36 protein-coding genes are annotated in these 22,935 nt (G+C 61.7%); 13 read left to right on the top strand and 23 right to left on the bottom strand.

Annotated features, from left to right (window positions below):
* Positions 1-36: 36 nt before the first annotated feature.
* Positions 37-1,824: a gamma-glutamyltransferase family protein gene (locus tag OXS31_RS11305; RefSeq protein WP_267399050.1), complete on the top strand. Its 1,788-nt coding sequence runs from the start codon at positions 37-39 to the stop codon at positions 1,822-1,824.
* A 120-nt stretch (positions 1,825-1,944) separates the two neighbouring features.
* On the opposite strand, the gene mqo is transcribed toward OXS31_RS11305, so the two are convergent.
* The 23 genes from mqo to OXS31_RS11190 form a co-directional block, all read right to left on the bottom strand.
* Positions 1,945-3,441, bottom strand: a complete 1,497-nt coding sequence (gene mqo / locus OXS31_RS11300; RefSeq protein ID WP_044343209.1) for a malate dehydrogenase (quinone) — start codon at positions 3,439-3,441, stop codon at positions 1,945-1,947.
* A 454-nt stretch (positions 3,442-3,895) separates the two neighbouring features.
* Positions 3,896-5,485, bottom strand: coding sequence for an ABC-F family ATPase (locus tag OXS31_RS11295; protein ID WP_169853824.1), 1,590 nt, complete (start codon positions 5,483-5,485; stop codon positions 3,896-3,898).
* A gap of 21 nt (positions 5,486-5,506) precedes the next feature.
* Positions 5,507-6,700 (bottom strand): site-specific integrase, encoded by a 1,194-nt coding sequence (locus OXS31_RS11290; protein ID WP_267399047.1) that lies wholly within the window; start codon positions 6,698-6,700, stop codon positions 5,507-5,509.
* A gap of 181 nt (positions 6,701-6,881) precedes the next feature.
* Positions 6,882-7,121: a hypothetical protein gene (locus OXS31_RS11285; protein WP_267399045.1), complete on the bottom strand. Its 240-nt coding sequence runs from the start codon at positions 7,119-7,121 to the stop codon at positions 6,882-6,884.
* Positions 7,118-7,390 carry a hypothetical protein gene (locus tag OXS31_RS11280; RefSeq protein WP_267399044.1) on the bottom strand — a complete coding sequence of 91 codons (273 nt, stop codon included), beginning with the start codon at positions 7,388-7,390 and terminating at the stop codon, positions 7,118-7,120. The genes OXS31_RS11285 and OXS31_RS11280 overlap by 4 nt, the downstream gene beginning before the upstream one ends.
* Positions 7,391-7,443: 53 nt before the next feature.
* The gene (locus OXS31_RS11275) at positions 7,444-8,067 is read right to left on the bottom strand and encodes a hypothetical protein (RefSeq protein WP_267399042.1); all 624 of its coding nucleotides are present in this window, start codon (positions 8,065-8,067) and stop codon (positions 7,444-7,446) included.
* A gap of 249 nt (positions 8,068-8,316) precedes the next feature.
* Positions 8,317-8,928, bottom strand: a complete 612-nt coding sequence (locus OXS31_RS11270; RefSeq protein ID WP_267399041.1) for a Lar family restriction alleviation protein — start codon at positions 8,926-8,928, stop codon at positions 8,317-8,319.
* A complete protein-coding gene (locus OXS31_RS11265) occupies positions 8,921-9,355 on the bottom strand; it encodes a hypothetical protein (RefSeq protein WP_267399039.1) in 435 nt (144 codons plus the stop codon). Before OXS31_RS11265 ends, OXS31_RS11270 begins: the two co-directional genes overlap by 8 nt.
* Positions 9,356-9,401: 46 nt before the next feature.
* Complete coding sequence (locus tag OXS31_RS11260) at positions 9,402-9,635, bottom strand: hypothetical protein (protein WP_267399038.1); 234 nt, start codon at positions 9,633-9,635, stop codon at positions 9,402-9,404.
* A gap of 90 nt (positions 9,636-9,725) precedes the next feature.
* Positions 9,726-10,007: a hypothetical protein gene (locus tag OXS31_RS11255; protein ID WP_267399037.1), complete on the bottom strand. Its 282-nt coding sequence runs from the start codon at positions 10,005-10,007 to the stop codon at positions 9,726-9,728.
* Positions 10,004-10,618 (bottom strand): lambda exonuclease family protein, encoded by a 615-nt coding sequence (locus tag OXS31_RS11250; protein ID WP_267399036.1) that lies wholly within the window; start codon positions 10,616-10,618, stop codon positions 10,004-10,006. Before OXS31_RS11250 ends, OXS31_RS11255 begins: the two co-directional genes overlap by 4 nt.
* Positions 10,605-11,198: an ERF family protein gene (locus OXS31_RS11245; protein WP_267399035.1), complete on the bottom strand. Its 594-nt coding sequence runs from the start codon at positions 11,196-11,198 to the stop codon at positions 10,605-10,607. The genes OXS31_RS11250 and OXS31_RS11245 overlap by 14 nt, the downstream gene beginning before the upstream one ends.
* Before the next feature lie 121 nt (positions 11,199-11,319).
* Positions 11,320-11,553, bottom strand: coding sequence for a hypothetical protein (locus tag OXS31_RS11240; protein ID WP_267399033.1), 234 nt, complete (start codon positions 11,551-11,553; stop codon positions 11,320-11,322).
* Complete coding sequence (locus OXS31_RS11235; protein ID WP_267399032.1) at positions 11,550-11,726, bottom strand: hypothetical protein; 177 nt, start codon at positions 11,724-11,726, stop codon at positions 11,550-11,552. The genes OXS31_RS11240 and OXS31_RS11235 overlap by 4 nt, the downstream gene beginning before the upstream one ends.
* Positions 11,723-11,938, bottom strand: coding sequence for a hypothetical protein (locus OXS31_RS11230; protein ID WP_267399031.1), 216 nt, complete (start codon positions 11,936-11,938; stop codon positions 11,723-11,725). Before OXS31_RS11230 ends, OXS31_RS11235 begins: the two co-directional genes overlap by 4 nt.
* On the bottom strand, positions 11,935-12,180 hold the full coding sequence (locus tag OXS31_RS11225; RefSeq protein WP_267399029.1) for a hypothetical protein: 246 nt from the start codon (positions 12,178-12,180) through the stop codon (positions 11,935-11,937). Before OXS31_RS11225 ends, OXS31_RS11230 begins: the two co-directional genes overlap by 4 nt.
* A 2-nt stretch (positions 12,181-12,182) precedes the next feature.
* Positions 12,183-12,569: a hypothetical protein gene (locus OXS31_RS11220; RefSeq protein ID WP_267399027.1), complete on the bottom strand. Its 387-nt coding sequence runs from the start codon at positions 12,567-12,569 to the stop codon at positions 12,183-12,185.
* 286 nt (positions 12,570-12,855) lie between these two features.
* Entirely contained in the window at positions 12,856-13,206 is a 351-nt protein-coding gene (locus OXS31_RS11215; protein ID WP_267399025.1) for a hypothetical protein, read from the bottom strand.
* A gap of 127 nt (positions 13,207-13,333) precedes the next feature.
* Complete coding sequence (locus tag OXS31_RS11210; protein ID WP_267399024.1) at positions 13,334-13,525, bottom strand: hypothetical protein; 192 nt, start codon at positions 13,523-13,525, stop codon at positions 13,334-13,336.
* A 787-nt stretch (positions 13,526-14,312) separates the two neighbouring features.
* Positions 14,313-14,684: a hypothetical protein gene (locus OXS31_RS11205; protein ID WP_267399023.1), complete on the bottom strand. Its 372-nt coding sequence runs from the start codon at positions 14,682-14,684 to the stop codon at positions 14,313-14,315.
* Between the two features lie 131 nt (positions 14,685-14,815).
* On the bottom strand, positions 14,816-15,247 hold the full coding sequence (locus OXS31_RS11200) for a helix-turn-helix transcriptional regulator (RefSeq protein ID WP_267399022.1): 432 nt from the start codon (positions 15,245-15,247) through the stop codon (positions 14,816-14,818).
* A 2-nt stretch (positions 15,248-15,249) separates the two neighbouring features.
* Complete coding sequence (locus OXS31_RS11195) at positions 15,250-15,546, bottom strand: DUF4258 domain-containing protein (protein WP_267399021.1); 297 nt, start codon at positions 15,544-15,546, stop codon at positions 15,250-15,252.
* A 128-nt stretch (positions 15,547-15,674) separates the two neighbouring features.
* On the bottom strand, positions 15,675-16,343 hold the full coding sequence (locus OXS31_RS11190; protein WP_346674099.1) for a S24 family peptidase: 669 nt from the start codon (positions 16,341-16,343) through the stop codon (positions 15,675-15,677).
* Between the two features lie 132 nt (positions 16,344-16,475).
* On the opposite strand from OXS31_RS11190, the gene OXS31_RS11185 reads away from it, so the two are divergent.
* The 12 genes from OXS31_RS11185 to OXS31_RS11130 all read left to right on the top strand — a co-directional run bounded on the left by OXS31_RS11185 (position 16,476) and on the right by OXS31_RS11130 (position 22,711).
* Positions 16,476-16,658, top strand: coding sequence for a hypothetical protein (locus OXS31_RS11185; RefSeq protein ID WP_267399019.1), 183 nt, complete (start codon positions 16,476-16,478; stop codon positions 16,656-16,658).
* A 17-nt stretch (positions 16,659-16,675) separates the two neighbouring features.
* A complete protein-coding gene (locus OXS31_RS11180) occupies positions 16,676-16,864 on the top strand; it encodes a hypothetical protein (protein WP_267399017.1) in 189 nt (62 codons plus the stop codon).
* A 295-nt stretch (positions 16,865-17,159) separates the two neighbouring features.
* On the top strand, positions 17,160-18,149 hold the full coding sequence (locus tag OXS31_RS11175; RefSeq protein ID WP_267399016.1) for a replication protein: 990 nt from the start codon (positions 17,160-17,162) through the stop codon (positions 18,147-18,149).
* Entirely contained in the window at positions 18,146-19,486 is a 1,341-nt protein-coding gene (dnaB, locus tag OXS31_RS11170; protein WP_267399015.1) for a replicative DNA helicase, read from the top strand. Before OXS31_RS11175 ends, dnaB begins: the two co-directional genes overlap by 4 nt.
* Positions 19,486-19,656: a hypothetical protein gene (locus OXS31_RS11165; protein WP_267399014.1), complete on the top strand. Its 171-nt coding sequence runs from the start codon at positions 19,486-19,488 to the stop codon at positions 19,654-19,656. The genes dnaB and OXS31_RS11165 overlap by 1 nt, the downstream gene beginning before the upstream one ends.
* Entirely contained in the window at positions 19,653-19,838 is a 186-nt protein-coding gene (locus OXS31_RS11160; protein WP_267399013.1) for a hypothetical protein, read from the top strand. Before OXS31_RS11165 ends, OXS31_RS11160 begins: the two co-directional genes overlap by 4 nt.
* The gene (locus OXS31_RS11155) at positions 19,838-20,119 is read left to right on the top strand and encodes a hypothetical protein (RefSeq protein ID WP_267399012.1); all 282 of its coding nucleotides are present in this window, start codon (positions 19,838-19,840) and stop codon (positions 20,117-20,119) included. Before OXS31_RS11160 ends, OXS31_RS11155 begins: the two co-directional genes overlap by 1 nt.
* Positions 20,116-20,520 carry a recombination protein NinB gene (locus OXS31_RS11150; protein WP_267399011.1) on the top strand — a complete coding sequence of 135 codons (405 nt, stop codon included), beginning with the start codon at positions 20,116-20,118 and terminating at the stop codon, positions 20,518-20,520. Before OXS31_RS11155 ends, OXS31_RS11150 begins: the two co-directional genes overlap by 4 nt.
* A 196-nt stretch (positions 20,521-20,716) precedes the next feature.
* Positions 20,717-21,307 (top strand): recombination protein NinG, encoded by a 591-nt coding sequence (locus OXS31_RS11145; RefSeq protein WP_267399009.1) that lies wholly within the window; start codon positions 20,717-20,719, stop codon positions 21,305-21,307.
* Positions 21,304-21,492, top strand: coding sequence for a hypothetical protein (locus OXS31_RS11140; RefSeq protein ID WP_267399007.1), 189 nt, complete (start codon positions 21,304-21,306; stop codon positions 21,490-21,492). The genes OXS31_RS11145 and OXS31_RS11140 overlap by 4 nt, the downstream gene beginning before the upstream one ends.
* Positions 21,483-22,091, top strand: a complete 609-nt coding sequence (locus OXS31_RS11135) for a hypothetical protein (RefSeq protein WP_267399006.1) — start codon at positions 21,483-21,485, stop codon at positions 22,089-22,091. The genes OXS31_RS11140 and OXS31_RS11135 overlap by 10 nt, the downstream gene beginning before the upstream one ends.
* Positions 22,091-22,711, top strand: coding sequence for a hypothetical protein (locus tag OXS31_RS11130; RefSeq protein ID WP_267399005.1), 621 nt, complete (start codon positions 22,091-22,093; stop codon positions 22,709-22,711). The genes OXS31_RS11135 and OXS31_RS11130 overlap by 1 nt, the downstream gene beginning before the upstream one ends.
* Positions 22,712-22,935 lie beyond the last annotated feature (224 nt).

Genomic DNA, 22,935 nt, shown 5'->3' with positions numbered 1-22,935 from the left:
CGAAAGCCCCCGTTGCCCAGGAGCCCCCCATTGCGAATGCCTCTGTCGATCTTTACGCCCCTTTTCCTGTCCCTGACCCTGGCCGCCTGTAGCCAGGGTCGCGAGACCTCACTGCCCACGGCTCCCGAGGCCGGTTCCGGTTACCGCCCCGGGCTGACGGCCAGCGCAGCCACCCGGCAGATGGCGGCCGCGGCCAATCCCCTGGCCGCCGAGGCCGGCCGGGAGATCCTGCGCCAGGGCGGCTCGGCCATCGACGCCGCCATCGCCATGCAGGCGGTCCTGACCCTGGTCGAGCCGCAATCCTCCGGGATTGGCGGCGGTGCCTTCCTGCTCTACTGGGACGGTCGCAAGGTCCAGGCCTACGACGGTCGCGAGACCGCGCCAGCCGGGGCCACGGAAAGGCTCTTCCTGCACCCGGATGGCAGCCCCATGGCCTTCGAAGAGGCACGGATCGGCGGTCGTTCGGTAGGGGTGCCCGGGGTGCTGCGGGCCCTGGAGCTGGCGCATCGCGACCACGGCAAGCTGGCCTGGCAGGTGCTGTTCGAGCCGGCCATCCGCCTGGCCCGGGAGGGTTTCCCGTTGTCGCCGCGGCTGCATAACCAGCTGCTTCACGACCCCTTCCTCAAGCAGTCACCCGGGATGGCCGCGCTCTATCTGGATGCCCAGGGACAGGTGAAGCCGGTGGGTACCCGGCTGCGCAACCCGGAATTGGCCGATACCCTGGCGCTGATCGCCCGGGAGGGCGCCGGAGCGCTCTATCGCAGCGACCTGGCCCAGGCCATCGCCAGCGCCGTGCAGGAGAGCCCCAATCCCGGCAGCCTGAGTCTTCAGGACCTGGCCGGCTATCGTGCCAGGACGCGCACGCCGCTGTGCACCGACTACCAGCGCTGGCGCGTCTGTGGCATGCCACCGCCCGCCGGCGGCATCACCGTGGCCCAGACCCTGGGCATTCTCCAGGCCCTGGAAGCCCGTGATCCGGCCTGGGCCCTGGCGCCGTTGCGGCCAGTACCGACCGCGCTGCCGGCGGGCCAGGAGCCGCGTCCCGAAGCCGTGCACCTGATCGCCGAGGCCGAGCGCCTGGCCTATGCCGATCGCGCCCAGTACGTAGCGGATCCGGAGCTGGTGCCGGTCAACGTCAAGGGGCTGCTCGATCCCGGGTATCTGGCCAGTCGTGCGCAGCAGGTCGGTGAGCGCAGCCTGGGCAAGGCCGCGCCGGGGGTCCCACCCGGCCCGACCCTGGCCTGGGCACCGGATCGCTCGCCACTGCGCATCTCCACCTCCCAGGTGGTGGCGGCGGATGCCTGGGGTGGCGCCCTGTCCATGACCACCACGGTGGAGAGCTACTTCGGCTCCCACCTGATGGTGAAGGGCTTCATGCTCAACAATCAGCTGACGGACTTTTCCTTCGTGCCGTGGGAGAAGGGCCTGCCGGTGGCCAACCGGGTGGAGCCGGGCAAGCGACCGCGCTCGACCATGTCGCCAACCCTGGTGTTCGACCGCCAGAGTGGCGAGCTGCTGGCGGCCCTGGGCTCGCCGGGCGGTTCGCAGATCGCCGGCTATGTGGTCAAGACCCTGGTCGGCTTGCTGGACTGGCAGCTGGATCCCCAGGCGGCTGCGGGCCTGCCGAATTTCGGCAGCCGTAACGGCCCCACCGAGCTGGAGCGCGGCGAGACCACCCCGGCCTTGCGCCAGGCACTGGAGCAGCGTGGGCACCAGGTACGCGAAGACGAGATGACCAGCGGCATCCAGGTGATACGCCGAATGGGCTCGGGTTGGCAGGGCGGTGCCGATCCGCGGCGGGAGGGCGCGGCGCTGGGGGATTAGGCCGGCGTCGGAAGGCGATAGCCCCTCACCCCAACCCTCTCCCAAGAGGAGAGGGGGCGGTTTGCCGGGGTGGGGACGTCAGGCGCAGGGATGGCCCGCCAGTGGGCAATCCAGGTGGGGTCAGGCCGGCTGGTCGAGTTGCAGGACGCGGGTGGTGCGCTCGCGCACTTCGCGCAGCAGTTCGGGCTCTTCCGCCAGCTTGTGACCGAAGGCCGGGAACATCTTGCGCAGCTTGGCCTGCCAGTCCTCGCTCTGGAAGCGGCTGGGGAAGCAGCGCTCGACCAGGGTCAGCATGATGGACACCGAGGTGGAGGCACCCGGGGAGGCGCCCAGCAGCGCGGCGATGGTGCCGTCGCCGGAGGCGACGATCTCGGTGCCGAATTGCAGCACGCCGCCTTTCTGCGGGTCCTTCTTGATGATCTGCACCCGCTGGCCCGCCACTTCCAGGCGCCAGTCCTGCTTGCGCACGGCCGGGTAGAAGGCCCGCAGTTCCTCGACACGCTGGTCGAAGGACTGCAGCACCTGGCCGACCAGGTAGCGGGTCAGCGGCATGTTGTCCCGCGCCACGGCGAGCATGGGGCCAATGTTGCCCGACTTGATCGACTTGGGCAGGTCGAGGAAGGAGCCACGCTTGAGGAACTTGGTGGTGAAGCCGGCGAAGGGGCCGAACAGCAGGGACTTCTTGCCATCCACCACGCGGGTGTCCAGGTGCGGGACCGACATCGGCGGCGAGTTGACGCCGGCCAGGCCGTAGACCTTGGCCTGGTGCCGTTCGACGATGTGCGGATCGTCGCAGCGCAGCCACTGGCCGCTCACCGGGAAGCCACCGTAGCCGGCGCCCTCGGGGATGCCGGACTTCTGCAGGAGCGGCAGGGCCGCGCCACCGGCGCCGAGGAAGACGAACTTGGCGATCAGGGTGCGGGTGGCCCCGGAACGACTGTCCTCGATGGTCAGGCGCCAGCGCTGGTCGGCCTCGCGGGTCAGGTCCACCACCTTCTGGTTGTAGCGGACCTGGGTGCCGGGACGGGTCTGCAGGTGACCGAGCAGGCTCATGGTCAGGGCGCCGAAGTTGACGTCGGTACCCCCGGCCACATGGGTCGCGGCCACGGCTTCGGTGGCCGGCCGGCCTTCCATCACCAGGGGCATCCACTCGCGCAGCTTGGCGTGATCCTCGGAATACTCCATGCCGTCGAAGCAGGCGTGGTCCTTGAGGGCCTCGTAGCGCTTGCGCAGGAAGGCCATGTCCTTGGCGCCATGGACGAAGGACATGTGCGGCACCGGGCTGATGAAGGCGCGCGGCGAGCCGAAGTGGCCTTCCTCGACCAGGTAGGACCAGAACTGCTTGGAGGCCTCGAACATGCCGTTGATGCTGAGGGCCTTGGTGATGTCGATGCTGCCGTCCGCCTTTTCCGGCGTGTAGTTCAGCTCGCAGAGGGCCGCATGGCCGGTTCCGGCGTTGTTCCAGGGGTTGGAACTCTCCGCCGCGCCTACGTCGAGCAGTTCGAGCACCTCGACGGTGCTCGTGGGCTCCAGTTCCTTGAGCATGACCGCCAGGGTCGCACTCATGATTCCCGCGCCGACGAAAACGAAATCCGACTCTTCGTTACCACTGTGCATTCATCGTACTCCTGAGACAGTGTCTCGCTTTACACCTGAGGGAGAGCGGGCGTCGGAGCCCGCCCTCGAGTTGGGCAACCCCGGGCTGACCGCGAACGGCCGGGCAGGGGTGAGCAACCGGTAGGGCATGGCAGTCAGTTGCGACAGCGGCCGTCCGGCAATGTTCTGATTTGTTGAATGGGGGGCAAGGGTCCTGGCGGACCGGCGGAGGCCGGTACCAGGCGGGGAGATCAGGATGCGACAGGGAACCCGTCGAGCGTGCCGGAAGGGGGCGCTACGTGTTACGAGACGTGGCAGGAGACCCCTGGTCTCCCGGCGCAAACGATAGGTGATGATCGCGGCGATCCTGGTCGAGTACCCGTTTCGGTGCGAAATGATACCTAGGGTAACTGCTTAGGGCACCCTCTATTTTATTCGTGTAGTGGGTGTCGCGACCCACTACACGAACCTCGCCTCAGCCGCTGATACCCTGGCTGCGCAGATAGTCGTCGTAGCTGCCGCTGAAATCCACCACCCCGGCCTCGCTCATGTCGAGGATGCGGGTGGCCAGCGAAGAGACGAATTCGCGGTCGTGGCTGACGAAGATCAGGGTGCCCGGATAGTTTTCCAGCGCCAGGTTCAGCGCCTCGATGGATTCCATGTCCAGGTGGTTGGTGGGTTCATCCATCACCAGCACATTGGGCTTCTTCAGGATCAGCTTGCCGAACAGCATGCGACCCTGCTCGCCACCGGAGATGACCTTGACCGACTTCTGGATGTCGTCGCTGGAGAACAGCATGCGACCCAGGGTGCCGCGTACCATCTGTTCGCCGCCCTGGGTCCACTGACCCATCCAGTCGAACAGGGTGACGTCGTCGGCGAAGTCCTCGGCGTGGTCCTGGGCGAAGTAGCCCACGTCCGCGCTGTCGGTCCACTTCACCTCGCCGCTCTGCGGCGCCATCTCGCCCACCAGGGTGCGCAGCAGGGTAGTCTTGCCGATCCCGTTGGGGCCGATGATGGCGACCCGCTCGCCGGCTTCGATCTGCAGGCCGAGACGCTTGAACAGCGGGGTGCCGTCGAAGCCCTGGGTGACGTTTTCCAGGGTCACCGCCTGGCGGTGCAGCTTCTTGTACTGCTCGAAGCGGATGAAGGGGCTGACGCGGCTGGACGGCTTGACCTCGTCCAGCTGGATCTTGTCGATCTGACGCGCCCGGCTGGTGGCCTGCTTGGCCTTGGAGGCGTTGGCCGAGAAGCGGCTGACGAACTGCTGCAGCTCGGCGATCTGGGCCTTCTTCTTGGCGTTGTCCGACAGCAGGCGCTCGCGGGCCTGGGTGGCCGCGGTCATGTACTCGTCGTAGTTGCCGGGGAACAGGCGCAGTTCGCCGTAATCCAGGTCGGCCATGTGGGTGCAGACGCTGTTCAGGAAGTGGCGATCGTGGGAAATGATGATCATGGTGCTGTTGCGGGCGACCAGGATGCCTTCCAGCCAGCGGATGGTGTTGATGTCCAGGTGGTTGGTCGGTTCGTCGAGCAGCAGCAGTTCCGGATCGGAGAAGAGCGCCTGGGCCAGCAGTACGCGCAGCTTCCAACCGGGGGCGACGGCGCTCATGGGGCCGAAGTGCTGGTCCTGGGGGATGCCCAGGCCCAGCAGCAGTTCGCCGGCACGGGCTTCGGCGGTGTAGCCGTCGTATTCGGCGAACTGGACCTCCAGCTCGGCCACGGCCATGCCGTCGTCTTCGCTCATTTCCGGGAGGGAATAGATGCGGTCGCGCTCGGCCTTGACCTTGGCCAGCTCGGCGTGGCCCATGATCACGGTATCGATGACCGTGCAATCTTCGTAGGCGAACTGGTCCTGGCGCAGCTTGCCCAGTCGCACGTTGGGCTCGAGCATCACTTGGCCGCCAGTGGGTTCCAGGTCACCGCCGAGAATCTTCATGAAGGTGGACTTGCCGCAGCCGTTGGCGCCGATCAGGCCGTAGCGATGGCCGTTGCCGAATTTGACGGATACGTTCTCGAACAGCGGTTTGGCGCCAAACTGCATGGTGATGTTAGCGGTGGAGATCAAAGGTCTTACCTGCAAAGGGTTTCAGGCTGGTTCGATTTCTGCCGGGGCCAATTTGGGGCCAATCTGCAGCTTTGCGATTTCGTTCCAGTCGGATTGGGAGGAGATCCAGCGCGCATAGGTCGATAGCAGCATCTGCACGCTGTGGCCTAGCTGGCCTGCGATGAAGGCGGGGTTCATGCCCGACATGAGGCATATTGTGGCATAGGTGTGCCGGCAGTTGTACGGCGGCCGATGGCGGATGCCCAGGGCCTTGAGCGCCGGCTTCCACTGATGGTGGACGTCTGACGTCTGCTTGATGTGCTCGTTGTTCTTGGATGGCGGGAAGACGTAGGGCGTCTGCTTGATCTTACCTACCCCTGCCTTGCGCCGCTCGGCGTACTGCCTGGCGAACTCAAGGGCATGCAGCGCCCGATCGTTCAGCAGCACGAAGCGGCCGGCGCCGGTCTTGGTCCGCTCGACCACCTCACCCTGGGCCACGGTCCGGCAGACGTGCATCTGGCGCGCCGGTAGGTCGATGGCATCCCAGCGCAGAGCCAGCGCCTCGGAGATTCGGAGTCCGGTGAAGAACAAGAATTCGAAGAGGGCGGCATAGATCTGGCTGGGCCAGTGCTCATGCCGGTAGAGCTGAGCGATGATCTGGTTCGCCTCGTCCAGGGTGAAGGGATCCACCTCTTTGCGCGAGCGCTTCGGCAGTTCCAGCACCGCGGCCGGGTTCTTGGTGATTACCCCATCGTGCACCGCGGCCTTGAGGATGGTAGAAAGCCTGACCAGGGCATTGCGCTTGACGCCTGGCGACGCCCACTCGGTCTCGGTGAGGATGCGCCGGATCATCGTCGTGGTGATCAGATCCACCCGGGTCAGCGCCAGCCTCGGCATCCAGTAGAGGTTCAGCGCGCCCTTGTAGTTGTTCCGCGTTCCAGCGGTGATGTCCCGACTATCCAGCCATAGCTGGGCGTATTGCCCGAAAGTCTGCCCACCCCCTGCGATGTTGACCGAGCCCGGGAACAGCTCGGCATACTTCGCGTCATCCATCAGGCCCAGCTTGATCAGCTGGACTACCTGATCTCTAAGCTTGGCGGCAGCCGAGATCCCTTTTTGCGTCGCGGGAAATGTGAGGTTTTCACGGTGCCGCGTTCCGTTCCAGGTGAACCGGATGCGGACGGCGCCGCTGTGGATCTCGACGCCTGCGGGCATGTCCATTGGCTTTCGAGCCATTCCTCATATCTCCTGATGCTGTAATAGATAGCCTTGCCGCGCTTCATCCAGACCCCCTCAGGGATCTGGCCGCGGTACCGTCGATGCTGGAGGGACTTCACGGTCGTCCCCAGCATCATGGCCATTTGCTCTTCGCTGACCTTGTCGAGGGCCGGCAGGTGGTCTTGCTGTAGGGCTGCGCTCATGGCTGCTCCTTGGTCATCGCCTGGTCGATGGCTTTGCACGCGATTGATACCTTCCGGTACCAATCCTTCAGCTTTCGATAGCCCTGGTCACTGTGGAGGCCGTGCATCTCCAGATGCTCTAAAGCATCGTCTAGGTCGGGCAGCAAGACCTGCAGTCCAGCCTGGGCCCGCAGCTCCGTGTTCTCCGCCTGAAGCCGCTCGATCTCCGCGCGCAGCTGCTGTACAAGGATGGTCATGGCCGGATCTCCATATTGCCGCGTAGCAGCCGCCGCGCCAGGCGCTCGCGAATGGTCAGCTGACGTACCTTGCCGCGAGCATTGATCACCTCAAGGTGAGCACCAGCCCGTCGAAGCCGGACGGAGTGACTATCCAGAGCGTGGGCCGCCTCCTTCAGCGCATGCTTCAGCTCGCCCTCTAGCGGCGACTCGTCGTAGCTGAGCTGGGCCGCCAGCGACTGGCAGGTGGTAGCGACGCGAGATTCGTAGCTTTCGTTTTCCGTAGACATGACAGTCCTCATCCCGCGCCAGGGCGCAGGCTCAATGGGGTAGAGGTAGGGGATCAAGCGGACTTGCGAGAGCGGCGATTGGCGCTGATGCGGGCAAAGGCCTTCCGGGCGCCGGCCTGAATGCGCTCCAGATTGGTGTCGCGGTTGTCGATCTCGACGTATGGCAAGAGCACGGCCTTCTCGACTGGCCAGTGGCTGTCGTGGACCCGGTGCCGGACGGTGCTCAGCGGTACAGATGCGAAGCGCTCGGTAAGCTCTCGAAGTGAGCCGCGGACACCGTTCACCTCATAGCTGCGGTAACGCTCTGAGCGTTCTCGCTGCCGGCCTGCGCCGTAGCGCTGAACGAAGGTTGCCTGGAGCCCTCGATCCTCAAGGGCCTTGCGCAGGGAGGTACCGCTGGTGCCAAGAAGCTGCGCTGCCTGGTGCAGGGTGTGGCTCTTCGACAGCCTGATCGCTGCCGCTGCCAGTGTTTCACCATGCTCTCGAAAGTATCGGAGCGCAGCGTCCTGGGGCTCGAAGGGGTCGCCGTGACGCTGCAGGAGTTTCAGCAGTGCCTGGTAGGAGATGCCCAGGATGCGCGCCGTGTCTTTGCGCGAGATGCCCTGGGCTGCGTACCGAGCCATGAGCTTATAGAAGGGCAGGCCGTGCGCCTGCTCAAGGTCTTTCCGAATGGACATAGGTCACCTCAGCTGGCGTGACGGTGTGCGTTCATCTGCTGGCGGATCTTCGAGCAGCGGTCATGCCGCGCCGGACCCTGGCCCCGGTTCCGAGGTTTGCCGCAGATGTCGCAGATGGATGTGGAGTGCTGGAAGGAGAAGCGGGACATGGAGCCTTTCATGGCTCACGCCTCAGGTATATCCGTGCGCAGCGCGCTGCATGGGATACCCTCCCTCGAGTGCAGAACCTGCGCAGCCATTCTTCTATGGTCATACGGACTCCCCGACGCCCTGGGCGCGCATGGCGGCGTCAGCCAGCAGCGGGTCCAGGCCACGCTCGCGGCGCCAATCTACGACTGAGCCGTCTCCGTCGAGAACCACGCGGGCAGCCATACAGGCGACCTGGACGGCTTCTTCGCGGACAGCCTCAGCGCTCTCGTCCAGCACGGCCTTGCACAGCTCGCCGAACTCCTCGGCCAGGGCTAAAGTCATGATCCGGTCGCCGGGAAACTTGGCGCGGGCGCGCCGCAGCTCTGCCTTCACCTGCTCGAAGAACTGATCCACCTCATCCCCATGCGCGGCGGCAGGCGGGGCGGTCCACAGAACTCGGGTCTGATGGCCGTTCTCTTTAGCTATGCGGATGCCACGCTCTGAGGATTCGATCCACGCGGCACCAGCATTCCACTGATACACCGGCTCACCAGCGGCGGGCTGGGTGGCTCGGCGGTTCCAGGCGGCAGCAGCGAGCGAAGGGCCACTGGTGATAGGGCCGCACATGCCGCATTCAAGGTTGGTGCATTGGACCCAGGCCGACTCGTCGCCTTCATCATGGGTCGGCTTATCACCACCACAGAACGGGCACGGCAGCAGTTGGTTACTCATGCTCAGCACCTCGCACGGCGGGCAGGGAATCAAGGAAGCTGTCGATACGGCCAGGTAGGTCTGCCGCGTTCGGAGCAACCAGCGCTTCTACAAGCAGGTCAATTGCCTGCTGAGCCGGCGACACTTCAAGCGCCAGCTTCCAGCCCGAGTAGGCGGCCTGAATATGCTGCTGGACGTAGACCTCACAGCCATCAACCTCGTGGCGGCTAAGGTCTGGCTCGTTGAAGCCAGCTGCCAATGCCTCTTCGGTAATGGCCTTTTCGAAGGTGGCTATCGACACTGGCGCCACATACTTGCGCACGACGGGCTGGGTGGCGAGGGCGGCGCGTAGCTCAATGATGGTGCCGGACTCGGGAAGCAGGTCTAGTAGCGAAATAGCGCGCTCGATTAGGTCTGACGAAACCGCGATCATGCGTTCGTTGTTCATGGGTCAATACTCTGTCGGCACGCCAGATGGCATGCGGGGAGGGAAATCAGGCTGCTTGCGTGCGATCACCGTGAGCCGGCTTGCGTCTCTTCTCACGAGCGATCATCAGCTTTGCCCGTCTGCTGTTGTTCATCCATTCCGCATGAACCGCTTCTGGTTCAGGCTCGGGATCCAGGCAGGTGATCAGGCCGCCCTGGGCGAGGTAGGCGGCGATCTGCAGGTCCAGCTCGGTGCGCTCGGCTGCCCGGGCCTGGATGTCGTGGGCGAAGTCACTGATCATGGCGGGGTTCCTTGCGCGGTCGGGCGCAGTAGATGCCGTACTCGACGCATACCTTCCGAATGGTCCCGATGGTCCAGCCGGTGGCGTCAGCTATTTCCTGGTGGGTGAGGTGCCTGTTGGCCTCGATGTACTTGGCCTTGTCGCGGCGCCGCCGCTGTGGGTGAGGGATATAGCCAGCGCCCGCGGATCCATGAGCGCCTGGGCGGCTTCGTACTGCGCGGCCCGGTTGCTCTTGGTCTTCTCATTGACCTTCTTGCGCGCCTGGGCGATTTCCCAGCGGCGCGGGTGCTTGACCGGGTCCAGGATCGCAGCGCTACCCAGGGCAGCGCGAAGCTCGGATTCGGAGTGGAAGAGGTTGGCGCAGGTGTTCATGCGGCTACTCCCAGAACGCGGTTCATGCGCTCATCCAGCAGTTCGTAGAAGGAGAGGACGCGGGCCTGGATCTTGGCGATCAGCTCGTCATCGCGGTACGCACGCTTCACGAACAGCGGCATGCCCGGCCAGTAGCTGATGAAGTCGATCCACTCACGCTCGGATACCCAGAGGCCGGCCTGGCACTGGGCGATGTGTTCCTTGGGGATCTCGCCGGCGAGGATCACGCCGACCTGAATCTTGGGCAGCTTGGTCTTGATCTCGACCAGGCCGTCGGCGCCTACCAGGCCGTCCGGGGAATAGCCGATGCCGTGGTTCAGGATGATCCCGACCTGATCGACCTGGCATTCCTCGGTGTCGGCGTACAGCTTCCGAGCTACCGGCTCCATCAGGTGGCCGCGTTCGGTGTGACGATTGCCGCCGAAGGCATCGGCAGAGACGCCGGTGATGCGCTCGCCGATCAGTTGGTCCATGTAGCTGATGGCGTCAGCACCGAACCCACGCTCGCCCTTGCCATTGACCAGCAGGCTGCCAACCTCTGACGCCGTGATGATCCCCAGCCTGGCAGCGAGCCAGGCTTCAGATCCTTGTTCCAGGTCAAGCAGCTGCATCTTCTTGCTCCTTCAGCTTGGCCTGGTACTTCTGCGCGGCGCGCTGCAGGCTGCTGGCGATGGCGTCGTACTGGTCGGCGGGCATGACGCTGGTGTCCGGCCAGTCACTGGTGAAGCGCTGCACGACTTGCTCAGGGCAGGCGCTGAGGATTCCCTGCAGGCGCGCTGCCTGGGCCTGGGTGATGACGCGCACCTGCTGCGGGCGCTGGCGGCTGGCTGCGTTGCCGTCGTCATCCTCCGGCGCGATACCGCAGGCCGCCATCAGCGAGTAGCGGCGGGCGTAGGTGAGGGCAGAGCCGTAGCCCTGGGGGTCTTGCTTGGCGGCGGGGACGTGCAGCTTGCCGGCGCTCAGGGACTCGCCAGACTCGTGGATAAACAGCGTCTCGACCGTCACCCCGGTGCTGTCCTCGTGCGTCGGCTGAAGGAGGGCGATGCCGTTGCTGTTGAGCGCATCAATCACCGCCTCGACGCAGGTCGCCAGGTCCGCATACTGGCTCTTGAAGTGCGGGTTCTTGCTGGTCTTGAGCGCAGGGGCGAAGGCCATCTGTGCTTTCACGAAGGCGGAGTAGATGTTTTTCATGGCAGCAGGTGTCCTGGCCGCGAATGCAGCCGGTGAAAGATGGTGGGTTATGCGTAGGCCAGAACGGCCGCGATGCAGAGGGTGTAGGTGATCAGGATGGTGAAGGCGCAGCGGATAGGGGTCATGCTTGCTCTGGCCTCACTGGGCGCCAGGAACCGCCTTTGTAGATCAGCCGACCTACCTTTCTTTCCTGCTGAAGCAAGCGATCCGCAGCGCGGTCACAGGCATTTGGATCAACGCCGTGCTCAGCTAGAACCTTTTGAACGTGGCCGTAATTGAATGACTGCTTTGTCTGTAGGTATTCCTTCACGGCAGCGATTGCCGAGTCACTGACTTGTTTGCCGGCCACGATCATGCCTGCATCTCCCTTTCGATGATTTTGTCCGCCAGGCGCCGGCAGAACCGAGAGTCTTCCACCAGCTCGATCCGATGGCCGTCTATGCGAGCCATACGCATGGTCTGGGCCTGGATGACCTTGAAGTGCTTGGGGGTGGCGCAGGCTGGGTGGAGATAGACTTGGGCGCTCATGATTGCACCTCACGAGCTTTCAGCATTTCATCAGCCTGAAGGTATGCCAGTTCAGCGATCTTCCGTACGTTATCGTTGGTAAAGTCTGGATTGGCGTTGAAAGCCTGCATGGCCTTGGCTGCGAAGTAGTCGCGCAAGGTCATGCCATTGAAGTCTTCGTCGTGTTGAAGACCCGGAATCGGAAATGCTGGGCCGCCGTTATTGATGCTCATGCTGCTCTCCCGGTGTACTTGTGCTGGCTCTCGGCCCGCAGGAATTGGCGGCGGAACTGGGCTGCGAGCTTGGCGCTGCGCTCCCAGTAGGCGAAGTCGCCGGCGTCGATCAGTAGCAGCTCGCGGAATCCTTCAGCCTTGACCACCAGGTCATGGGCGTCGGAGTCGGGCATGCGGGACCGGCTCAACCGGTCGAACTCGCGCTGCAGGATCTCGTTGGCGGGGCAGGGTGTGGTGATCATGCTCAGCTCTCCAGCCAGGCTTTCAGGTCCCGGTCGGCCATCTCGGCTACCGGCGCCAGGGGTAAGCACATCTCGTGGATGACCTTGTCCCGTAGGGATTCGTATTTGGTGCAGCGCTCGCCCTTGATCAGGGCCACGTCCAGGGCGAACTGGTCGTCCTCGCTGTCTTCCTCGACGCGGCGCTCACTGAACTTAAGGACGAAGTCGCCGTGCTTGATGACGGTCATCGACCCGATCTTCACGTCCATGAAGTGGGTCAGGTTGAAGTGGCAGGAGCGAAGCCACTCTTCGCCAGCGTCGGTGTAGATCCAGGCCGACTCTTCCGGGCAGGCGTTGTCGTACTGCCGCTGGGCGCCTTCGAGCGCCGCGTGATTTGCGTATGCGTTCATGGTGTGGGTCTCGATGGGCGCCGTAGCGCGGGGATGGCTTGTGTTGCTGCTGCTTCCAGCGTCTCTCGCCACACATCCAGGGCCTCTTGGCTCGAACCAACCTGGGCGTGGCATTCGTTCTGGATCGGGCACCTGAAGCAGCTGCTGCGATCCTTGAAGCTGTAGTGCTCGGTACACACCTCAACGGCGTGTGGGATGCTCGTCATGGCGTGACCTCGCGGGGATAAAAGCGCCAGCACGCACCGCTGGGGGATTGCGGTGATCTGCGTACTGGCGAAAAGGGGGACTAGCTAGATAGCTTGGCGGTGGCTATCTCATCGCTAAGGGCAGCCACATCGCTCTCGCATTCGATCAGTGCTTCGCGCAGCTTCTTTTCCAATAAGCCGATAGCTGCATGGCTCAAGGAGTCGAAGTTTTCACGAATGACTGCGGCCAATGCGGCGTCGAAAGCTTCGGGTGATTCGTGGTAGTTGTTTGCCCCTGCGTAAGACTGACCGCAGTATTGTCCGTGGACCTTTATTGCACGCAGCTGGTAGCGCGAGTTGCTCTGCGAGTCGATTTTGGTCTTGTTGCTCAGCCAGGAATGAGCCGCGGCCAATTCCCGTTTAGCTTCCTGATAGCGCTTGTAGCTTTCCATTTGCTCACTCCTGGATTGAATTGGGTGATGCAGTGCCAGCCCCTGTTGGTTGCTAGCTGGCGCGACTCCGTCTTCCTGCATCCCGTCTGGCCCTCGTGGGAAGGCCAGCCAGTGATGCTTTTGGCAGCTAGCTGACTTTCTTGCCCATGTCTGAGTAGGCGAATTGCTTGACTTGATCAATCTGCCTTTCAAGATGGCCAAGAAGCTCAGTCTTGGCTCGCTCGAACTCTTGTTCTCGGGTTTCTAGAGGTCTTGTGCCGACCATGTATCCATCAATCAGGTTCTTGATCTGCTGATGCTCGTATCGATTAAGAGTCATTACTCATCCTCGTTTGTTTTCCCTGATGCGCCTCATCGAAGCGCATCGAAGAAAACGTTTATCTCCCTCAGCCTTCCCTGTCGCGGGCCCTCCCGACTTCCGCTAGGAGCTACTGGCTCGGTCGCGGTGACTGGCTGAGTTCGCATGCAGCGCATGGGCCTGCATGGCTGGTGATCCGCACCAGCTCGGGAGCCGAAACTTGTAGCCCGCGCTGTACACCAGAAGGCGGATCGGCTCGCGGGGGTCCCAGGTTGTGTAAAGAGCAGTGAGGTCCGATTGAGGCCCTCCGAATCGCTGCGGTGTGTTACTGCGTTCGATGGGTGAACAATACGAAAGCGTATTAATGGTTTCAATACGGAAACGCATTATTTTTGATGCGACGATGGGCGGTCGATACGGCCGGGCTTTCGAAATGGGGAATCTGTGGGATGAGGACAGCAGCGACGTGGACGCGATGCTCTGAGCCTGCACTGCAGTAGAGAATGAGTATTGGGGGCGGGTATCTGGTTTTCGCCAGGCGCCGGCGCCTTTCTGCTTCCTTCGCGCAGCGATCCTATGCCGAAAGCATCGAGATTATTCGGGGGAGCTGGCCATCTGCGAGCGCTGGTTAAAGCTGCTCGTAAGCTACGACAGCCAGGATGAGGTAGAGAAAGGCCGGGCGGCCAGATTGAGCGCGTCTGCGTCCAGCCGAAAGATATTGGCTAGGCTGCCGAAAGCTCGCCAGCTGAGCTCCTATCCAGAAAAAAATAGCCCGCGCGTGGCGGGCCATTGCTAATCCTTGGCGGAATCACCGAGGAGGATTGTCGATCCGGTCTTTGAGCTGGTTACAAGCGCCCTGCATGATCCTTTTTTCCCCAGCAGAACCTATGTGCTGGTCTAGCTGCTGCTGGCAATACTCATAGGCGTTGCGCGCTTCAGCACGTCGCTTCCCTTCAGGGGTGCTATTCACGTACATGCCGAACCCCAAGAATGCGATCACGGCCAGGGCAACCACGATGACGATCCATAAACACCCACTTCCTTTCTTTTTCGGCGGGTCAAGCAGGGGGCTCTTCGCTGCTGCACCCTCCGTGAGGTCGGATCCGCAGTGCTTGCATTTCACCGCGGCAGCTTTGACCGTCTCTGCGCAGAATGGACAGATCTTCTCATCTGCTTCCAATGGGCTACCTCCATGTCATCAAAGCCCCAATTCTAGCGGTTGAGGAGAGAAGGGCGCCTGAAAGTGACGGAGGGTACGGATTAGGGGAGGGGAGGTAGATGCAAAAAGCCCGGCTCAAGGCCGGGCTTTCGTCACGCTGCAGCTCTAGGCTTCCATTCGTCTCCGTCCTTCACAAACTCAACCTTGTGAGCGGGAGACGAGCTAATGGTAGGGAAGGTAGGGGTGCGGTTTGCCTGCAGATAGGCCATAAAGTAGGCGCGTGCCGCTATATCGACAGCTTTCTGCACAGGTTCGTCGCGCTTCTTCTCCCAGGCAGCGATGGTTTGGGCGTCCACGCCTAGTAGCGCCCCCATTTCTGCCTGCGTAAGCCCCTGCTCGTTACGTAGAAACCGAAATTGCTTGCCCAATAGAACGCTCTGCTGCGCTAGCAAATCAAGCGCGATTGCCAGATGCAGGCCGTCCATATCATCGATAGTGACGACCTTTCCATGAGCAGTCTCCTTGAACGTGTAGCCATTTTTCAGGAACACGTTCTCAAGCCCACAGGCACTGTACTGAAACATCTCTAAACCTCCCAAACCGTGATAGCCGTGACTACTCGGCTTGCTAGATCAACGGAAACTGCTGCTACCAGACAGATGATGTCGTTGGGGTAGGGCTCTTGAAGCCTGAATTTCCACGATCCGTATTCCTCGCTGTACTCGATATCGCTGACCACCAGCCCGCGGCGTAGGCACCGAAGGGCTTCTTGGGTAGTCACATCGCGTTCTTCAAGACGCTGAAGGCAATGCACCTTCCAATCGATGTTGGACGAGTCGAACGCTCGCTCATGAACGGTTTTCTCCAGCTCTTCCTTGGACAAAGGGAAAACGTGTTTAGTCACATGGCACCTATGATTTTCATAGGTCGCGCGATTCTATCGACCTATTCGTAAACGTCAATATCGTCAAAAAAGTGGCTACCTTGAGCTTTCCCGACATACGGGCTGCATCATTCCATCTTCCTGACGTTGAGCCCGATCAGCACACGCGCGTGGATCATGATGTCGGCCAGGTCGGCTTCCCAGCGGTCATACGTGGGGTTGTCCGAGATCACCTTGACCCTGGACCCGCCGATCCGCTGAAGACGCTTGATGTGCGCTGCGCCATCAACAGAGAAGACGTAGATCCCGTCCTTGTCCATCGAGTTGACGCCGCGGTCGACCATGAGCGGATCGCCGTCGCTGAAAGTGCCCAGCATGCTGTCGCCGAAGCCGGTGATGATCGCCAGGTTCGGAATACCGGTGTGAAGAAGCCGCTGCTCGCGGATCCACTCACGGTCCACTACTAGCTGCTGGATGACTTCCAGGTGCTCCGGAACGACGATGCCCGGGCCCATAGAGGCTGACATGTCAAAACGGGGAATGAAGATGAAACGATCGTCAACCAACGCCGCGGCTGTGTAGTCGGCAATAGGCGATCTCACCTCAGCCGGCGGCATCGCCTTCGCCTCTCCGCCGTACCATAGGAACTCTACCGAGACTCCAAGAGCTTTCGCGATGCTGTCGATGTTCGACTGTCTGGGGCTCTTGGACTCACCCGTAATGATCCGGTGCACAGTCGGCTGAGGCACCTTGCTGCGCCTGCTTAGCTCTCCCTCGCTCCAGCCTTGCTCGGCCATCTTGGCCGCCACTCTGTCACCAATGCTCATCGCTCACCAATAAACAAACGTATTGCGCTGAGCAGTCTATTGCCTTGATCAATACCTTTGCGTATCATCAAATCAATACGAAACCGCATTGGAGGGCACGCCATGACCGTGCAGGAAATGCTGGCCGGATTAGCAGCCCGAGGGCTATCGCAAGCTGCGATCGCCAAGCACATCGGTACTACCCAGCCAACGATCCATCGGGCCAGCAAAGGCGCTGCCGTCCGTTACGAAACAGGTAAGGCCATCGAGGCCTTGTACGAATCAACCAACCCCGTAGCCGCTTAACCAGGAGCAGTAGAAACATGTACGCCGACCCCAAGCACATCCGGGATCACATCACCAAGGTTCGACTGAACGAGGACACGGATGAGCTTCTGACGTGTCTGGCGCGTTTCCACCGTACGCAGAAAGCCGTATTCGCGCGCGACCTGCTTGAGAAGGCCCTGAGCGAGCTCCTTGATGAGCATAACGGCGATTCCAACGTGGCCTGAAGGCCCTAGGGAGGCCCTGTGCCCAGAGAACTCGAGATACCCGTTGAAGAGAGATTCGCTCAGTTCCTCAGGGAAGAGGCAGAGCGACAAGGGAAGGATCCAGCGGTACTAGCCGGTGAGCTGATGACGAGATTGCTCAGCAAGCGCACCAAGCCAACAAGCAACAGAGGGACGGTTACCCCGTTCCGGCGCAAGACCTGACGAGGGCCTCATTCGTAACTGATGGGGCAATCAGTAGGTACAAAAAAGCCGCCTGGCAGGGCGGCTTCGGTAAAGCAGTAAGACAGGACGAATCATGACAAACATCATTCAGCTAGACAAGTCCCGGGGGTTCACCCGAATGGACAACAGCCTGATGGAAGCAGTGGCAGCAGTTGACCTGCCTGGCCGCGAGCTCCGCATTCTGATGGCAATCGCCCGCAACACCATTGGCTACCAGCAAGAGTCCCGCCGGATCACTGCTGACGAGCTGGCCAAGCTGACCAACATCCGCCGTGACGTAGCCTCCAAGGCGATCAGCCATCTGCTGGCTCGCCGGGTCATCTTCCGTGTCGGTGGTAGCCGTGGCGAGATCGGTATCTCTCCGGTCGGTGAGTGGCAGTTCTTCGAGCCTGCAAATGACCGTCTCAGTGAGACCAAAACGTCTCACTCGGACAATGTGGTCTCACTCGTTCCTGCTGCGAGTGAGACCAAAAATGCACATTCCCTTCTTTATACAAAGAAAGAACCCCTAGTAACTGTTCCTTCGGAACAGATTACTGCCCCCCAGGGGGCAGAACACGCATCGGAAGAAGAGCCTACCAAGCAACTGGTCGCCTTCGACGGCGAAGACTTCCAGGTCGATCACTCCCTGATCACCAAATGGGCCAAGACCTACGCACCGATCGACGTCGAGGCTGAGATCGCTCGCGCAGCAGCCTGGGCCTCCGCCAACCGCCCGAAAAAAGACTACCGCCGCTTCCTGGTGAACTGGATCGCACGCAAGTTCAAGGAATGCCGCGGTGTCGATGAGTCGAATATCCCTGTCGACAAGATCATCGCCTTGTACCACCAGACCTGCCCGAACCTGGCTCCGGTCAGCGTTGCCGGCGACAAGGTGCTGCGCGGTCTGATCTGCGAGCGCTGGAACGAGGCTGATGCCCACAAGAACTCCAGCTTCTGGCGCTCTCTGTTCGACAAGGCCAACCGCCTGAATCAGGTTTGGTACCGCGGCGCCAATGTGAACCCGCACCTCGAGGTCATCTGCTCGCGTGCTGTCTTCCGTCAGCTGGAGGCTCAGCAATGATCGAGCTGCATAGCTTGGAAGCAGAGCACGGCGTCATCGGCGCCATGCTGATCCAGCCGCACCTGATCGACGTAATCAGCGAGGACCTGGCAGCTGACGCCTTCGCCTATCCCGAGAACGCCGATCTGTACCGCCTGATTCTCGCCCTGAGCGACGAGGGCAAGCCGGTCGACGTGATCACCCTGAACGACCGCAAGGCCATGCTGGCCAACGACGTGCAGACCCTCGTGTACGCGGCGGAGATCCAGCACAACACACCCAGCGCCGCAAACGCTAAGGCTTACGCCCAGATCATCCGCGAGCGCGCCATTGCTCGTCACATCGCATCGGTTGCCCGGGACATCGACGAGATCGCCCGCCAGTCCGGAAGCGTGGAAGACAAGATCGCGCAGACCCAGTCGCTGGTGATGGGGCTGGACGTCTCTGGTGCCGAGGGCGAGTGCCAGATGATCGGCGACATCCTGCGCGACCACATCGAAGTCCTGCAGGATCGCCACGACCGGGCCATTAAGGGTGAGGTAATCGATGGCCTGAAGTCCGGTATCGAGGATTTGGACAAGTACACCCAGGGCATGAAAGCCGGGCAGATGATCGTGATCGCCGGCCGGCCAGCCATGGGCAAGACCACCCTGGCCATGAACGTCGTGGCAGACGTTGCCATCAACCAGAAGCGTCCGGCCCTGGTGATCAGCCTGGAGATGACCAAGACCCAGCTGATCGACCGCCTGATTGCTGCTGTGGGCGGTATCCCTCTGCCCAACCTCAAGGACGGCTCCTGCTCGCACAAGGAAGCTACCGAGCTGGGCATGGCCACCTACAAGCTCCGCGACGCTCCTATCGCTTTGACTGACGTTCCGGTGATGACCATGCCCCGCATCCGCGCTATTGCCCGCCGGCAGAAGCACAAGATGGGCGACCTCGGTGTCATCGCGATCGACTACCTCGGCCTAGTCGAGGGTGACGGAAAGGGCAGGGTGGATGACGTCACCACCATGTCTCGCCAGGTGAAGCTGCTGGCTCGCGAGATGGGTTGCCCGGTGATCCTGCTGTGCCAGCTCAACCGCGGCTGTGAGTCCCGCCCCGACAAGCGCCCGGTGCTCAGCGATCTGCGCGAGTCCGGAGCCATCGAGCAAGACGCCGACATCGTCATGTTCGTGTACCGCGACGAGGTGTACTTCCCGAACACCCAGGCCAAGGGCATCGGCGAAATCATCATCCGCAAGAACCGCGACGGCGAGATCGGCACCGTCTTTACCGCCTTCCAGGGTGACAAATCGCGCTTCGTGCCCCTGGCGGCCGGCGCACTCGCACAAACCCACGCAGGAGAGGACTGGTGATGGCCAGCGTATCCGAGATCAAGGCTGCGGCCGAGAAAGAGATCCAGTCCCGCGGCAACGATGCCGATTGGGCAAAGGCAGTGGCTGCACTGCGCGGCATGGTGCCTGACTGGCCTCAAGAGCTGGTGCGTATGGCTGAAGAGATCCAGCGCCTGAGAGGTGAAGCATGACCATCGACACCGCAACCGCTAAAGCATCCGCCTGGCAGCAGGGCTGCCAAGACTACCTGGCCGGCGTCCATACCAATCTCTTCCACCATGAAGCGGATCCGATCCGTCACCGTGACTGGTGGTGCGGCTATAGCGCGGCAGAACAGGGTTATGCCGAGACCCAGCACCAGGAGGCAAGCTGATGAACAGGGCCGACTATGTGTTCCGCCAAGCGAGTCTGTTCGTGCTGGAAAGCTGGTACAGCACTTGGGATGCGTTCAAGCAGAGCCGGGATCCGGTTATGCGCTCCGGCGCCCTCATGTCGAAGGCCATGGGCATCGTCTGCTACGACCGACTGCTGACCCGCTGTGGTCGGGGCTCGGCTGTAGCGAGTGACCGGGTGCAGCGGCGGATCAAGACCAGGCTGCCGCGCTATCCCTACGACTGGCTGGGTGACGTGACCGGCCGGGAGGATGCGCAATGAACAAGCCATCCTTCGCCCTCCGCACCGAATCCGATCGCGCCAGGGCAATCGCCCTGCTGCAGCGTGTGGACCTCTCCGCCGGCTGGACCTGGACCATGCGCGAGGAGGTCCGCAGCGACGCCCAGAACCGCCGCATGTGGGCAATGCTCCGCGACATCTCCCGCCAGGTCGAGTGGTACGGCCAGAAGCTCAGCGATGAGGATTGGAAGCACATCTTCAGCGCCTCGGTGCAGAAGCAGCGCGCAGTACCCGGCCTGGATGGCGGCTTCGTGGTCCTGGGCATCTCCACCCGCAAGCAGAGCAAGGCCTGGTTCAACGACATGTTCGAAGTGATGGAGGCGTTCGCCGCTGAGCGCAATGTCCGGTTCACCACGGCTGACCACTGGGGGATCGCAGCATGATCTTCTGTAATTGCCAGCGCTGCACCCTCGCCAAAATGCAGGAAGAATTTACTGAAGAGCCCAGCTGGAAAGCTCTCTCTTTGGTGCGGATGATCCTTTGCCCTGTCTGCGGTAATAAGCGGTGCCCACATGCTGCAGATCACGATCTGCCTTGCACCGGAAGCAATGAGCCTGGCCAGCCGGGGAGCGCATACCCATGACCCTCACGGCCGCCAAGACCCCGCGCCCCAAGACCTGCTCAGTCTGCAAGACCGAGTTCACCCCAGTTCGCAGCCTGCAGAAGGTCTGCGGGCCGGTCTGCGCCCTGGCTCATGCCAAGGCTAAGGATTCCCGCCAGCGCAAGGCCATCGAGAAGGTGGAGCGCCGGGAGATCCGTGCAGCGAAGGAACGGATCAAGTCGCGGGCCGAGTACTTGAAGGAAGCCCAAGCAGTCATGAATCGGTACGTCCGGCTGCGTGATGCCCACCTGGGCTGCGTGAGCTGTGACAAGCCAGCGACCTGGCCTGGCCAATGGCACTGCTCGCACTTCCGCAGCGTCGGCGCGGCCCCGCACATCAGGTTCAACCTCTGGAACATGCACAAGGCTTGTTCCATCTGCAACAACCACCTGAGCGGGAACATCGCTGAATACCTGCCGCGGCTGATCGAGCGTATTGGCGCCGAGCGGGTAGAGGCCCTGCAATGCGATAGCCGGATCGTCCGGTACGAGATCCCTTACCTCAAGCGCCTGAAGGCCGTCTTCTCGAAGAAGTGCCGCCGGCTGGAAAAGCTCCGGGAGGCAGCATGAGAGCGCCATGGATTCGAGTCGAAGCAAACCATGTGACCCTGGAATGGAATGGCGGCAAGGAGGTGCTGCCCACGATCAAGGAAGCGTTCGAGCGATCGGACCAGATCAAAGCGGACCCCGAGGGGTTTGGATATGAGTGGCTGAAGACGACTGGACTGATCGAAGAGGACGAAGTATGCGCCTAGACACTGCACGGCAAGCCTTCCACGACTGCTACTACACCGCCCGCGTCAGCATGCTCGCCATGGCTGAAGAGTTCTGCATGGGTATTGGCGGATCGATCCAGCGGACCAAAATGGACAATCGGACCAACGTTGCCATGCACCAGGCCCTGGCCGGCATGATCCAGAAGTCCGTAGCCACTCTACCGCGGCACGTCCGTGCCTTTGGCGAATTCATGTACTCGCCCATGCACTACCAGGACGACGATCACCGCGAGGCCGTCGAAGCCTACGTCTTCATGCTGGCCTACCAGGCCTTCACCAAAGAGACCCGCATGACGGCCAAGAAGGCAGGGAAGTCTCGGCATGTCGCCGCGGGTGTGCTGTACCGGTACCGGCGCATGCATCAGGGCGGGGCGAGCGCCTGTGCAGATCCGCTGGAGAAGCCGGAGTTCTTCAGGGCCTGGCTGCTGGAAGAGAAGGGCGTGAAGCTCGAATCCTGCGCCTGGGCCCGGGACTGGCAGCCCTTTGTGGATGCCTGCTTCGTCGTATGCAACGATATCGATAAGGAAGCACTGTCCGCGGTTGGTCGGTGCCTGGGCGAGATGAGGGAGGCGGCTTGATGGATCTTCCACCAGGGACATGGCTTGCTTTAACGGGGGCGGTGCTTACAAGTAGCGTGCTATCTGCGCTCGTTACCAGTGGGGTTCAATGGTACCGGGACCATAGAAAGGAGGAGCGCGAAGGGGAAACCTTGGCTGCGGTAGAGGCCGCAAAGCTCATCGGTGTACTTGAGCAGTATGCGCTTGGAATTGCACTGCAAGTAAAATGGAATAACGAGGCTTTTCATCAGTTTGACGAAGAAAAGGCGGCTAAGTCCCAAAATTTAGCACTCCCTGACCCGCCACCTCTTCCGCATGGGTTACTGCTGAAACACCTTCCGAAGGACGTAGCCGCGGACATCATATGGATAGAGACTGAGACCTTTCTTTCCAGGATGCATATGGGTGATGTGTGGGATGAGGCTTGGTTCAGGCAAGAGGGGGTCAAGCAGCTGCATGAGTTACTGGGATTCTTTGGATACAAAGCAATCGAGGCAGCAGATCGGTTGAGAGAGAAGCTGGACCTACCTGCCATGGTTAATCCGCTTTTCGATGATCACAGGTACACACTCTATGCATTAAACAAGGAGTATCTGGGGCGTATTCAAATAGGTATTGACTCCCGCACGGGTGAGATATAGATTTCCCCAAGATGTGAAGCTTTACCCAATTCGAAGCCCTGGCCATGTGCCGGGGCTTTTTCGTTTGGACGCTCTAGGCGTTGTCACGTCCTTTGCCGGATGGATTTCCGGTCTTGCTCGGCCAGTTAACGTGGGTACCTATGTACGCGTAAGGCTCGTCGCCTTGTAGATGCATGTTGCTTACGCCATAAACGGGGCGCGGAGAACCCTTTACATGCTCTGAG

The organism is Pseudomonas sp. GM_Psu_1 (assembly GCF_026544185.1).
Taxonomy (GTDB): domain Bacteria; phylum Pseudomonadota; class Gammaproteobacteria; order Pseudomonadales; family Pseudomonadaceae; genus Chryseomonas; species Chryseomonas oryzihabitans.
This window is presented reverse-complemented; position numbering and strand designations above follow the sequence as displayed.